This is a genomic window from Chryseobacterium indologenes, from assembly GCA_016025055.1.
In the GTDB taxonomy this organism is placed as follows: domain Bacteria; phylum Bacteroidota; class Bacteroidia; order Flavobacteriales; family Weeksellaceae; genus Chryseobacterium; species Chryseobacterium indologenes.
Window position 1 is genome coordinate 4,666,734 of record CP065590.1, and the last position, 13,242, is coordinate 4,679,975.

At 36.1% G+C, this 13,242-nt stretch carries 9 protein-coding genes and 2 pseudogenes; 2 read left to right on the forward strand and 9 right to left on the reverse strand.

Translation table 11 applies throughout. The annotated features are described in order from the left end of the window. Nucleotides 1-94: 94 nt before the first annotated feature. The 4 genes and pseudogenes from H3Z85_21580 to H3Z85_21595 form a co-directional block, all read right to left on the reverse strand. Nucleotides 95-1,087 (reverse strand): MBL fold metallo-hydrolase, encoded by a 993-nt coding sequence (locus tag H3Z85_21580; protein QPQ51770.1) that lies wholly within the window; start codon nt 1,085-1,087, stop codon nt 95-97. A 73-nt stretch (nt 1,088-1,160) separates the two neighbouring features. Next, complete coding sequence (locus H3Z85_21585) at nt 1,161-2,162, reverse strand: aldo/keto reductase (protein ID QPQ51771.1); 1,002 nt, start codon at nt 2,160-2,162, stop codon at nt 1,161-1,163. An 87-nt stretch (nt 2,163-2,249) separates the two neighbouring features. Then, nucleotides 2,250-3,154, reverse strand: a pseudogene (locus H3Z85_21590) (helix-turn-helix transcriptional regulator). 311 nt (nt 3,155-3,465) lie between these two features. After that, nucleotides 3,466-3,924 carry a hypothetical protein gene (locus H3Z85_21595; protein QPQ51772.1) on the reverse strand — a complete coding sequence of 153 codons (459 nt, stop codon included), beginning with the start codon at nt 3,922-3,924 and terminating at the stop codon, nt 3,466-3,468. Nucleotides 3,925-4,325: 401 nt separating this feature from the next. Here H3Z85_21595 and H3Z85_21600 point away from each other — a divergent pair, with 401 nt between their 5' ends. Further along, the gene (locus H3Z85_21600) at nt 4,326-4,613 is read left to right on the forward strand and encodes an N-acetyltransferase (GenBank protein ID QPQ51773.1); all 288 of its coding nucleotides are present in this window, start codon (nt 4,326-4,328) and stop codon (nt 4,611-4,613) included. Here the strand turns inward: H3Z85_21600 and H3Z85_21605 are convergent, their stop codons facing one another. Next, nucleotides 4,614-5,711, reverse strand: a complete 1,098-nt coding sequence (locus tag H3Z85_21605; GenBank protein ID QPQ53976.1) for an MBL fold metallo-hydrolase — start codon at nt 5,709-5,711, stop codon at nt 4,614-4,616. It lies immediately after the preceding gene. 175 nt (nt 5,712-5,886) lie between these two features. Between H3Z85_21605 and H3Z85_21610 the strand changes: the two genes are divergently transcribed. Next, nucleotides 5,887-7,422 carry a S41 family peptidase gene (locus H3Z85_21610; protein QPQ51774.1) on the forward strand — a complete coding sequence of 512 codons (1,536 nt, stop codon included), beginning with the start codon at nt 5,887-5,889 and terminating at the stop codon, nt 7,420-7,422. Between the two features lie 475 nt (nt 7,423-7,897). Here H3Z85_21610 and H3Z85_21615 read toward each other — a convergent pair whose 3' ends face one another. The 4 genes and pseudogenes from H3Z85_21615 to H3Z85_21630 all read right to left on the reverse strand — a co-directional run bounded on the left by H3Z85_21615 (nt 7,898) and on the right by H3Z85_21630 (nt 13,126). Beyond that, the gene (locus H3Z85_21615; protein QPQ51775.1) at nt 7,898-9,895 is read right to left on the reverse strand and encodes a M4 family metallopeptidase; all 1,998 of its coding nucleotides are present in this window, start codon (nt 9,893-9,895) and stop codon (nt 7,898-7,900) included. A 110-nt stretch (nt 9,896-10,005) separates the two neighbouring features. Further along, nucleotides 10,006-10,821 (reverse strand): hypothetical protein, encoded by an 816-nt coding sequence (locus H3Z85_21620; GenBank protein QPQ53977.1) that lies wholly within the window; start codon nt 10,819-10,821, stop codon nt 10,006-10,008. Between the two features lie 9 nt (nt 10,822-10,830). Next, a complete protein-coding gene (locus tag H3Z85_21625; GenBank protein ID QPQ51776.1) occupies nt 10,831-11,340 on the reverse strand; it encodes a sigma-70 family RNA polymerase sigma factor in 510 nt (169 codons plus the stop codon). A 156-nt stretch (nt 11,341-11,496) separates the two neighbouring features. After that, nucleotides 11,497-13,126, reverse strand: a pseudogene (locus tag H3Z85_21630) (NADP-dependent glyceraldehyde-3-phosphate dehydrogenase). Nucleotides 13,127-13,242: the final 116 nt, after the last annotated feature.

Below are 13,242 nucleotides of genomic sequence, written 5' to 3' on the forward strand. Positions count from 1 at the left end.
ATTAAATAGGTTTTGGCTAAAGCCGGATGACGTTACCTTAGAATAAAAGCGGACTAAATTCCGCTTTTATTGGTGTTTTCATACTGTTTTATTATTAATTCATAAAGCTTTCCGGAATCCATTCAAAAGCGGATTCTTTCTTCTTTGTGAAGCCTAATCCCGGCCAGGGTAAGTGAGAGGAAAAGGCTCTGGCTCTGGTATCTGCCAATTGGGTAAGAAATTTTATCCTTGACGCAGTGGCAATATCCAAATCTGTATCACCGGAGAACCCCCAGTCAGGATGAGGGAACAGGATAACATCTGAGTGAACCAGGTCTGCGATATACATGAGTTTTTCATTACCTGAAGAAATAGTAGTGAGTGTTAACCCAGGAGTATGTCCCGGAGCCAGCTGAAAACTGAAATGATCATATAATGTATTATTTAAATCATAAAATCTTAGTTTAGGCTGAATAGCTTTCAATACATTCTGAAGAGCAGGCAGAATCTGATTCAGAAGTTCAGGATGTGCCTTCAGAGCGCTATTGTTAAAATCTTTCAATGAAGCTTTCATCCAGAAATCATAATCTGTTTTTGAGATAAAAACATTGGCATTGGGAAAAACAAGACGATTCTGCTTATCCACCACTCCACCGATATGGTCCGGATGGGCATGAGAAATAAAAACATCCGTGATATCTTTTGGGAAAAAACCGGCTTTCTCAAGGCTTTTCAATAAGAACCCTGTTCTTTCATCTGCGAAAATACCCATCCCTGTATCAAAAAGAACCAGCTTATTTTTGGTTTTAACCAGCAAGATATTTACTGCCATATCAATATAATCATCAGATCTGAAGTTTTCTTTAAGAATGGTTTTCAGTTGTGATACATTTCCTCTGGGGGCAAATGATTTGATATCGGTTTCATGGATGTATCCGTCTGTAAGGACAAAAAGATCAAGTTCGCCAAGTCTGATTTTCTTAACTCCTGAAAGATCATTTTCTTCTTTTATTTCCGGTATTTTTGTTTCTGCCCATACACGGGAAAACGGGATGACACTTAATGTTCCCGCCAGCAGACTATTTTTTAACAGTTCTCTTCTGTTCATAATCAAATGGTTATTTTATAATTAAAAACCGAGCTCACGGATAATTTCGGGAGCCCGGTTGATGATATAGTCTTTAGTTGTTTACTAATTTCATTGATCCTTCATTATATCTTTCGCCTACATTCGGGTATTTTTTCAGAATAGCATCAATGGTATCCAGATCTGATTGAGAAAGGTCTACATTAACGGCTGCAATATTTTCCTCAAGATATTTGATACGTTTGGTTCCCGGAATAGGAATAATATCTTCCCCCTGATTGAGAACCCAAGCTAAAGCGAGTTGCGTTCCTTTTATCCCTTTAGAGGCTGCAAACTCATTGATTTCTTTGGCCAGCTTTGTATTATTATCGAGATATTCCTGCTGATAACGGGGTAATGATTTTCTGAAATCATCATCACCAAGATTCTGAACTTCGGTAATATTAGCAAAAAGCCCTCTGGCCAATGGGGAATAAGGAACTAATGAAATCCCCAGTTCTCTGACGGTTGGCAAAATTTCCTTTTCGATATCTTGGGTAAGGATAGAATATTCTGACTGTAAAGCAGCAATAGGATGAATTTTATTAGCTTTTCTAAGAGATTCTGCAGAAGCTTCGGATAATCCGATATATTTTACTTTTCCGGCCTTAACAAGTTCTGCCATTGCCCCCACAGTTTCTTCTACTGGAACGTTAGGGTCTACTCTATGAGCGTAATACAGATCAATGGTATCAATCTTTAACCGTTGAAGGCTCAGATCTACAGCCTGTCTGATCCATTCAGGGGAACCGTCAAAATAAGTTCCGGGTGCTCCGCTATGACTTGCTTTTCCATCTTTAAATCTGAAACCGAATTTGGTCGCTATAAAAATTTTATCCCGGTTGGGAACCAAAACTTTAGAAATCAGTTTTTCATTCTCTCCATTAGCATACATATCTGCCGTATCCCAAAAATTGACTCCCAGATCCAATGCCTTGTGTAAGGTATTTATACTCTCCTTTTCATCTGCAGGGCCATAAGCAAAACTCATTCCCATACATCCTAAACCTATAGCAGATAACTGCTCTCCCGTGTTTCCTAATTTTCTAAATTTCATAATGAATATTGATTTGATTTTATATGACAAAATTATAACAAGACAACATTATGTATGATATAGAATTCAAACTAAGAATTATAAAATTCAAACAAGGCTGTTTCTTACTGCATTGGGGGTAGTTCCGGTTTGTTTTTTAAAATAATTCGTAAAGTAGGCGGGTTCTTCAAATCCAAGACCGTAAGCAATTTCGGCGACATTCCAGTCGGTATGTCTGAGTAAAGCATGGGCTTCCTGAATAATCCTAGCAGTAATCTGCTGACTTGTCGTTTTACCGGTAATCTCTTTGACAGATCTGTTTAAGGAATTGACATGAATTGAAAGAGTCTGTGCATAGTCATTCGGAGTCTTTAATTTCAGAAAAGCTTCGGGGCTGTCGATCGGAAATTGTCTCTCCAGCAGCTCCATAAACAAAGAAGCCACTCTTTGGGAAGCATTCTGGTAAGGTTCAAAACTTTCTGCCGGATGCATCCTTATTGTTTCATGAATCATCAGGTAAAGATACGCTCTGAGCATATCATATTTGTGGACGTAATCTGAACTGATCTCTGCCATCATTTTGGTATAAATATCAGAAAGAATCTTCTGCTGCTCTTCTTCCACAAAAAAACCGGAGTGCCTCCAATTTTAAAAAGAGGAGAATCCTGAAGGTTCCCCAGCCGATTTCCATTCTGTAAAAACTGTTCCGTAAAAAGGCAGAACCACCCTTTTTGATCGTCATCTTCAGCCTCCCAGGAATAAGGAATGACAGGATTTGAAAACAATAACGCAGGACGATCCACATAAATCCATTTATCAGCATAATGAAGTTTCCCTCTTCCTATGATGAGTGAAATTTTATAATAATCTCTCCTGCTGTACGGCGTCAATGGTGAACAATACTCGCGTGAAAACACATTAAAATGCCCCATGCTATGAGGCCCAAGACACTGAGGTCCCAGGTTGACGGCGTTACGGGTATAAAAACCTTTTAATGATTCGTTTGATTCCATAAATCAAAATTATAAAATTCAAACAAACTAATTTACTAATCATGTATATATTTAAAAAATATTCGGAAAATGCACTGAGAACTTATGTTTTATTTATTCACCAATTATTACAGAATAATGAGGTATTGTCAACGCAAAGAAAAACATTTTAGCCTTGTATATTGGGAGCTAAAGTACAATTGACACATCTCTTTGATGAAGCTTTGATAATATGGTTTTGCCCAATCAGTCTTTACCATTTCCATCATAAAAAAGCGACCTGCAGTATGTGCAGGTCGCTTAAAAATTGAATATATATAGTTGATAATGGTTTAATCCCAATCTCCATCACGGCCGTGACCATGATGCTTGTTTTGCTTTTTATAATATTTCTGCTGATTTTTATAATACTTTTCCTGTTGTTTGCGGTATTTTTTATAATCGTTTTTGCTTACATTATATACAATAACAGGGTTTTGGCCTCTGTAATATCTTTTCTTGAATTGCATATATTTTTCCCTTCCGAGAATTCTTTCCAATTCTGAGTATCTGTCATTTCTCCATCGTCCGGGCTCCACTACATATACCCTGTTCCATGTATCATAATCACGGTATCTGTTGTTTAAGGCATTAATCTGATTGGCCTGTGTCGCAGAAAGCAAAAGATCTGCAACAACGGTCTGCCAGTTAACGTCTGATATACTTCGTCGGTATTCATTATAATAATCTAACTGGGCATAGCTTAAGCTAAAGGTCCCGATCAAAAATGCGGTTAATAACAACTTTTTCATTTTACTCCACTTTTTTTAATTAAACATCATGACATGCACAATTAGAGTGCCAATTATTATTATGAATTGCCAATATTTGTTAAATAAAGTTATAAACCATTGATTATCTTTAAAATATTTTCTATCTTTTTGTACAATTAATAGATTTTAATCATTTCTAAAGCGGGTATTATGCTTCCTTTATTTTACTAAACAGCCTTTGAGATTGAAGCAGCAAGATAAAGCTGACAGCAGGAAACGATGATTAAATGATTTCAACCCTTTAGCCTTTATTCTTATAAAATTCGTTAAGATTGCTAAAAAGTATTATTTCATATCATTAAAATTTGTAATTTTAAAAGGAAGAATGTTTTCATCAAAACTTTGAAAACTATTTTTTAATCAACCAAATCTCAATAATTATGGAAAATATAAAATTTAAAGTATCTCCATATCAGGACGAATTGCAGTTACTTATTGATGGGGAAAAAGCAGGTTACATGTCCATAGAGGTTGACGGAAGGCTGCTGATTGTGTACTATACAAAGCTTGATGAGGAACATGAAGGAAAAGGGTATGCCAAATTATTGTTGGATGAGCTGGTGCGTTATGCGGAAGAAAAAGATTTGCTTGTAGATCCGGAATGTGATTTTGTGAGACAACAGTTTGAAAATCATCCCAGACGGTACAAAGACATCTGGCATGCCTGATCATTCTTCCCACCAGACTTTAAACTGCTGATCAGATTGATTAAGATAAACAACCTCTCCGATCATCGGAGTAAGGATATGCAGACCTTTTTCTTTTCCTAAACCGGTAATTTTTTGTAGCGGCTCATTCCATGGGTGCAGTGCCAGTGCAAATTTTGACGAGTGAACCGGCAGGATTGTTTTTGCATTAAGATCTATACTTGCCTGGACAACATCTTCAGGTAGTGTATGAATGTATCTCCAGGCCTCTCCGTACTGTCCGTTCTCAAGAATTGCATAGTCAAAGGGACCATACTGTTCGCCGATCATTTTAAAGTGTGAATCATATCCGCTGTCACCACCCAGGAATATTTTTTTTGTCGGAGTTTCCAGTACATAGGATGTCCATAGGGTGTCATTTTGTTTTAATCTTCTGCCTGAAAAATGTCTTGCAGGAGTAAATGTAATTTTTATCTTATTCTTTAATTCAGCGGAAACGCCCCACTCTTCCTCAATAAGCTGAGATTCTTTATATCCCCATCTTTCAAGGTGTGCTCCTACTCCCAGCGGAACAATTGCATTTGCGGTGCGGTCTCTAACAGAATGTACAGTTGGGTAATCCAGATGGTCAAAATGGTCATGAGTGATCACCAGGTAATCCAAAGCCGGAATATCTTCAGGTTTAAAAATATCCGAACCTTTAAATGCTTTATTAAAAAATTTAAATGGAGAACCGTAAGAACTGAGAACAGGATCAATAAGGAATGAAACACCATCGGTCTGCAAATAATATGATGAATGCCCCAGCCAGATAAACACATCATCATTCTTATCTATATTTTTTATATCGGTTTGTATTGAAGGAATGTTTTTCAGGGGTTTTAACAAGGGATGTTTTTTACCGAAAAAGAAATCATAGGTAACTTTTGACATTTTATATCCTTCGGCAATAGAAGGGGTATGGCTGATATTCTGAAATTTTTTGTCTCTGTAAAGCTTCGACTGTCTGATCCGTTTTAATCTTTGCCCCTTCGGAACCGCTCCAAAAACCCTCATGTTGATCACTATACAAAAAGTAGCAGCAAGAACAACAATCGTTGTTATAATCCAATAAACCATCTTATCATAAATAAACATCAAATGTATTGACTTTTGCTTTTAAATAAAAATAACAAGAATTTATCTTCAAGTTTTTAACTAAATTTATTACGTTTTTCAGAAAATTTATCACTCATTTAAGTGGTGATTAACTTTAAACTCATTATTTTAGCAGCTTAAAAAAACTCAAAGTACATTGAAAAATTGTTCGGTAATATTCCTTCTTGTAATGCTTTCGTCATGTGCATCTATCAAAAAACATAATGAACAGCGGGCTTCCTGCATTCCTCCGGAGCAACTTAAAGAAGATATAGACTATGCTTATTCAAAATTGAGGCAAATGCATCCTCAACTGTATTGGTATATTCCCAAGAAGGAATTGGACCGTAAATTTGACAGCATTAAGCAGACCATCAATCAACCTCTTACTCCTCTTGAGTTTTATTTTAAGCTACAACCTGTGATTGCAGGTATCCGTGAAGGACATCTTTCTTTGAGAATTCCCAGAAAAAGGTTTACTAAAAAAGAAATTAAAACATTAGAACATAAAACAGGCCTTTTCAGCCGCTTTGAATATTATGTTGCAGATGACAGGATGTACATTATTCAAAACCGTGATTCTATTGAAAATATTCAGCCCGGAACTGAGATTTTATCCATTAACAATATTCCTGTTTCAGATTATATTAAAAAATACAGAAACCTCATCAGCAGCGATGGATACAATACAACTTTCCAGCCTTATTTTTTAAAAGACCTTTTCTTTAATTATTATACAGCAGAACACGGATTGTCTGATAAAGCAATTCTGGAAACTCTATACAAAGGTGAAAAGAAAACCATCACTTTACGAAGAGAAATAAAATCCGATACTGATCTTGAAAAGGATAAGGAAATGAAGAAAAGGACTCCGGAGAAGAAGATGAATGATTATGTAGCCTCCAGCAATTCTTATAACCGTAGTTTTAAGTTTCTTGATAAAGACAGTACCATCGCTTACATCAAAGTAAAAAGTTTTTCGCGCGAGTATTCGGACGAGTTTTATAAAAAAACATTTTCAAAGATTAAGGATGCGAAATCAGATTATCTGATCATAGATGTGCGAAACAACTATGGAGGTTCTCTCTACGAAATCAATAATCTTTATTCCTATCTGGCCAATAAGCCTTTCACTTTAATAAAGCCATCTCAGATTACTTCCAGAGATATTCCTTTGCGAACCAATTATTTCAGGAAAAGCAGTCCATTGGAGTTTGCTTTTAAAAGTATCGCCTACCCGAGTTACTTCTTTGCGCAAGCTTTCAGTACTTATAAAAAAGATGGCAAGGTTTTCTATAAGATGAAGGCAGATAAACCTACCAAACCCAATAAAGAAGCATTTCAGGGTAAAGTCTTTGTACTCATCAATGGTGGAAGTTTTTCTGCATCGTCTATTATTACAGCAAAACTTAAAAATGATAAAAGAGCTATTCTGGTAGGGGAAGAAACCGGAGGTGCCAATGACGGAACAGTAGCAGGGTTCTACTCCTATCAGAAGCTTCCCAATTCTGAAATAAAATTCCCTATCGGGTTGGTTCTTGTGCAACCTAATATCAATTTCTCGGATTCAAAAAAAGGAGTTGTACCTGATGTTGTCATTAAAGAAAGTATGCAGGATATTATCGATAAAAAAGATCCGCAACTGGATTGGATCAGGAATGAAATTGCAAAAGAAAAAGAAAATAAAAATTGAATCAATTAAAGTATTTTCAGAGAACAAACTACCACACCCAATTCCTGCTAAGAAAGCAAAAAACCCGGCAGAAAAAATACTGCCAGGCTCTTCATTGTGTTTTTTAAGTGGTGTGTAATAACTATTTTCTCAGGATAGTTGTCTGAAATAATTTCATATGTTGTTTTTACCTATTAATTAAAAACTAAATTCATATTATTCTCAGTTAGTAGAAAAAAAATAAAAATGTTACATCTATTTATAGAAAAAACCGAAAGAATACTCTCTTTCGGTTTTTTATTTTTCAGATATTATTATTACGATATATTTAATTTAATGTTTCCAGGGCCTGATGTAAGGTAACCTATTAATAAAATAATCACCAAAAGAACCGGCGTCAGGAAAAAGATCATAGAAATACTGCCAGGCTCTTTATTGTGTTTTTTTACTAAGTTCTCAAAATAACATTGTATTCGGAATCGATGTATTGAAAATCCTATTCAACAATTATTTTCTTGGTAGAAATAACCGTTCTATTGGAGGTAATTTTTAGAATGTAGATGCCTTTTTGAGTATTTTTAATGTAAATCGTATTCGCTCCGTTATGTAATTTCTGTGCAGGTTTAATCAATCTTCCTGCAGCATCGAATATTTCAACAAAAGCATTATTATTGTTATTGTCAATGGTAAATACACCATCTTTAACCGGGTTTGGATATATTGTCAACTGATCGTTCTCTTTGCGTGTGGATTCCGTAGTTGATAATACACCAGTCCCTATCCCTACGGCATACCACGCACTTACATTCTGCTGCTGCTCATTACTTTCGGCACCATACAGATCTGCCACAGCCTGCTTTGTTGCGTTATAGGCATCCAGATATGTTGTATTAGGGGTCATATAATTCATTAGAGCTCTATAGATAATTTTCTCTGCTTTTTCAATTGTAATTCCGGATACATTATAGGCATTTCCAATATCATTAGTTCCTGAACCGCCTTGTGACAGCAGGTAAAACCAATAATTTCCAACTCCACTGTTTGTATGAACTCCACCATAATCGTTTGAATCACTTGTATCAGCTGTATTCACCCAATTTACTCCCAGATAAGTATCGGGCTGAGGACCTGGGTTTACATTATTCGGATCAGACATGTTTCTCATATAAGGACTTGGGTTGGGAGTAAGAATGTTTGCTGTAGGAATTCCCTCACCTATTGTCCAATTCGGACTAGCACCGGAATAAAACTCGATGGCCGTTCCCAGCATATCTGCAATAGATTCATTAATAGCCCCTGATTCTGCTTCATAATTTAACCCTCCCAGTCCGTTTCTTCCGATAATCAGGTGGGAATATTCATGCCCGGCAACGTCTAAGCCCACAACAGGATTCATTAACGTTAGCATACCTCCCAAAATTTTTCCATTACCATACAACATACATACTATTCCTCCGTATAAAGGAGTATCTAAAGCAGCCGCATTTGCTCCTCCTTGAAGACCCCCAAAATCAAAGTTATAATAGTTGTCTATTTTTGCCCCATTTCCATCATAACTGTTTCTGTTATGCTTTGTCATATAGTAATCATAGGCATTCTTCATTCCCCAATGTACTTCTACCGGTGGTTTTGTATCGTCTGCCGTATAATCAGCCACAGGATTCATATACTCGCCCACATTAATGATCCCTCCACTTATTGTATCTATATCCAGATTAGTTCCATTCATAGTATGGATATTTCGGACATTATCCTTCAACCGGAATTGCCCGTTATAAGAGTCAACAGTGACAGACTGGTTTCCCTTGTAATATGTTGCACTTGTAGAAGGGGTATCTGTATCGTGAACCCTTGAATTTTTCTTAACAACTGCTCCAGTAGCATTATCTATATAATAGGTATACGCCTTTAAGGGTTTAAAAGAAAGCGCATCTATTTTAGAAGTATAAAATACAGCTGTCTTTCTAGCTTTATTTACCTTAGTAATAACTAATTCAGCATCAGAAATCTTTATTTTTCCCTGTGGATTAAGATCAGCAATGATAATCGATTTGATTTTTTGCGAATTAAGTTTCTTTTGACCACTTGAAGAAGGGATATCAGTAATAATTTCACCATTTACATGGGTAATTTTTCCATCTTTCTCATGAATCAAAATCATGTCATCCATTACTTTTATTTTTTTATAGTAATGTTCATACACAAGATGTCTGATTCCCACATCATCTTTATTTTCTTTAACAAGTTTATAAGAATGATCGTCATTTGTTCCCAACCAGTCACTCAAATGTTCCTGCAGGAATTTTAATGAAATATTCTGCCCGTTAAAATCTGCATTAAAAATTCCCATTCCTGGTGAAATTGAAATTCTAGGAAGGCTTTTCACTGAAATGTCTGTATGATCTCTGTTTTGAGCATTACCCAGCGACATTGATACAATCGAAATTGCCAATGACAAGATTAAAACCTTAGTAATAGTAGTCTTTTTTCTCATATTATTTAGTATTTTTTCACAGTTAGTAGAATTAAATAAGAAATGTTACATTTTTTCGCAAAAAAACCTGACAGGTATCTGTCAGGTTCTTCTCTCCTAAAATTAAGTTTCTAGTTCAGTTTATTCAGGGCTTTTAGCAAGGATCCTATATCAAGAAAGTGAAGTTTGGCACCGGCTATTATAACAATCAATAAAACGAGTGTCAAAAATAAAATGATAAAAATATACATTGAAACGAACCAAATAATGGTATTCATAATATGTCCTTTGATACCCATTTTATTCATAAAAAATTTCTGTGAACGTTCAAACCATGTCTGTTTCCTTTTCGATGGCTGGTGTACTTCAATACCGTTAAGTTCATCTACCAACTCTACCACATCATCAATATATCTTCCGTACATATAATAAATCCAGTATTTTATGACAAAATAGACCAGAAACAGTGTAATCAGGAAGCTGATTCCGAAAATAGCAAGGTTATATTCCTTGTCAAAATGAAAATTAATCTTGATAAGACACAAAAGAAGAGCGAGCGGGATATAGGAAATATAGTACGAAATATAAATTTCTTTTGAGACTAAAAGCTGGGTTTTAAGATTAAACAGGTCATAATTTGTATTGATACTATTTTGTTTGAGCAGCTTATAAAGCTTCAGAAACCTGGAATAAAAATAGATAATGAAAGCCAATGTCAGTATGGTAACAAAGGTTGATATCATCTTAATATTAAAATCCCGAGAAGCGAACGGAAAACTGATTAAAAGCATTGGCAGCGTAACGAGCATCAGCCAAAACTCGGTTTCCATATTTATTTTCAGCATCTGTAACGGAGAGCGTATCTGATGCTGTGTATCCAAAGAAATTTCAGGAGGATCCTGCCCTGTATCTTTATTCCAAAGTTCTTTAAAGTCGTCTAGTTCCATCATGTATGTTTAGTTTGAATCAGTTCTCTGTTTTACGATAATCTCTTTAAGCCTGGCTTTTGCCCTTTTTAATTTTACTCTGGCATTGACTTCGGAGATTCCCAGCTGACAGGCCATCTCCTTTCCCGGAAAATCTTCAAGAAAGAAGAAAATCAGCGCCTTATCAATAGGGCTTAGCTGGTGGATGGCTTCATACATAAGCTTCATATTTACATCATCAGTATCATTGTAAGGTTCTTGTTGGGAACTCAACCCATCAATATTCTGATTTTGTATAAAACTACGCTTTTTTTCACTTCTTAAGAAAACAATTGCAGTATTCAGTGCAGTTCTGTATAACCATGTTGAGAAATCACTCCTCTTTTGAAAACCACCGTATGATTTCCAGGCCTGGTAAATAATCTCCTGATAGAGATCATTCTGGTCGTCCTTATTATCCATATACATTTTAGAGATCTTGAAAACAACACCTTTGTGCTTTTCAATTTTCTCTAAAAATTCTTTTTCCAGTGAAGACATGGGTTTATACACTAATCCTTCAGCAATGTTTTATAAAAACACTACCACATAATTACAAAAAACTAAAATTCCAGCCTTCAATTTAAAAAATCCTTAAAAAACAGAGAAGTTTATTACGGATTTTTATTTTATGTTAAATTCAGCTTGAGATTCAGATTAGAAAATATAGTCGGTGCTTAAAAAGTTGGAATCATGCTCTCTCACGATGGTATTTAATAATTTTTTATTTGAATCAGTAAGCTTTGCAGCTACCAAAGACCTGATAGAAAATGAACGAAGGGCATCAAAAACAGAAAGTGTTCCTTCCGCACTGTCTTTTCTTCCGGTAAACGGAAACACATCGGGGCCACGTTGCGCCTGGCAGTTGATATTGACCCTGCTGACAAGATTCACGAACGGATCAATCAGTCTTGAAACTTCTTGGGGATCTTCACTAAAGATACTTACCTGCATCCCATGCGAAGCATTGACCTGATATTCTATGGGTTCTTCTATATCTTCAAACGGAACCACAGGAATCACCGGACCAAATTGCTCTTCGTGATACAGCTTCATATCACTGTTGACAGGATAGACAACGGCAGGGAACACAAATGATTCTTCAGTATACCCTCCATCTTTATTCAGCACTGCTGCGCCTTTAGTGAGAGCATCTTCTATACATTCTTTTAAATAAGGAGGTTTATTAGCCTCCGGAAGCGGTGTTATTTTCACATCTTTTTCCCATGGTAAGCCCGGTTTCAGGGCAGAGACTGCTTCACTTAATTTGGCAGTAAATTCTGCAGCAATTTCTTTCTGGACAAAAATCAGCTTTAACGCTGTACAGCGTTGCCCGTTAAAAAGAAAGAGCTCCCAGAATACATTCGCTCACTGCAACATCCAGATTCGCATTTTTGGTTACAATAGCTGCATTTTTAGCATCCAGACTTAAAATTGCTCTTAAACGGTTGACTTTCGGATGCAGCTTTTTTAATCCATTGGCAACTTTACTTGAGCCGATAAATGCCAATACATTTACCTTTCCGCTTTCCATGATAGGAGTGATAATTTCTGAGCCTTTTCCGTATAATGTGTTTACAGTTCCTTTCGGGAAAGCTTCCCTGAATGCATTTAACAAAGGATAATGTGCTAGTACCCCGTGTTTCGGAAGTTTAAATAAAATCGTATTTCCCATGATCAGAGCGGGAATCAAGGTGGTAAATATTTCATTCAAAGGATAATTAAAAGGTCCCATGCTCAGCACCACTCCCAAAGGAGCTCTTCTGATCTGCGCTATCGTACCTTCTGCCTGTTGAAAACGCGATGATTCTCTATCTAAATCCTTTAAAGCATCTATCGTCTGATTGATGTAATCTACGGTACGGTCGAATTCTTTGGCAGAATCCGCCAATGTTTTCCCTATTTCCCACATCAGCAGCTTAATAACCAGATCACGCTGCTGGATCATCAGGTAAACAAATTTCTGCATACATTTAATCCTGCCTTCAACAGACATGGTAGGCCACTCGCCAAGACCATTATCATAGGCTTTTACACAAGCTTCCAGGACGTCCATCGCCTCTTTGGAGCCAATAATCGGAATGCTTCCCAGGAGTTTTCTCTCCAATCCGTTTGCTGTGGGAATACAGACAGGTGAATAAATATTTTGTGTTTCACCCTTCCATTCTACCAGCTCACCATTGAGAAGATACACGTTCTGATGGATTTCAGGAATCCTGTATTCTTCGGGAATATCATTTTCGCTTTTAAAAATATCATGAAGTGAAAAATTGTCTGCTGAACTCATAAGTATATTTTTTAATAATTTGAATCTTTTTTGAAGAATAAAGTTAGATGTAAAAATTGATTCTAAGAATAGTGATTCAATAGATTTGCTCTATTTAAAAGCTATTTGAATGAAAT

Bases quoted from the DNA above. Each gene is read 5' to 3' on its own strand.
- H3Z85_21580 (QPQ51770.1), bottom strand. From the start codon at position 1,087: ATGAACAGAAGAGAACTGTTAAAAAATAGTCTGCTGGCGGGAACATTA.
- H3Z85_21585 (QPQ51771.1), bottom strand. From the start codon at position 2,162: ATGAAATTTAGAAAATTAGGAAACACGGGAGAGCAGTTATCTGCTATA.
- H3Z85_21600 (QPQ51773.1), top strand. From the start codon at position 4,326: ATGGAAAATATAAAATTTAAAGTATCTCCATATCAGGACGAATTGCAG.
- H3Z85_21595 (QPQ51772.1), bottom strand. From the start codon at position 3,924: ATGAAAAAGTTGTTATTAACCGCATTTTTGATCGGGACCTTTAGCTTA.
- H3Z85_21620 (QPQ53977.1), bottom strand. From the start codon at position 10,821: ATGGAACTAGACGACTTTAAAGAACTTTGGAATAAAGATACAGGGCAG.
- H3Z85_21615 (QPQ51775.1), bottom strand. From the start codon at position 9,895: ATGAGAAAAAAGACTACTATTACTAAGGTTTTAATCTTGTCATTGGCA.
- H3Z85_21625 (QPQ51776.1), bottom strand. From the start codon at position 11,340: ATGTCTTCACTGGAAAAAGAATTTTTAGAGAAAATTGAAAAGCACAAA.
- H3Z85_21605 (QPQ53976.1), bottom strand. From the start codon at position 5,711: ATGGTTTATTGGATTATAACAACGATTGTTGTTCTTGCTGCTACTTTT.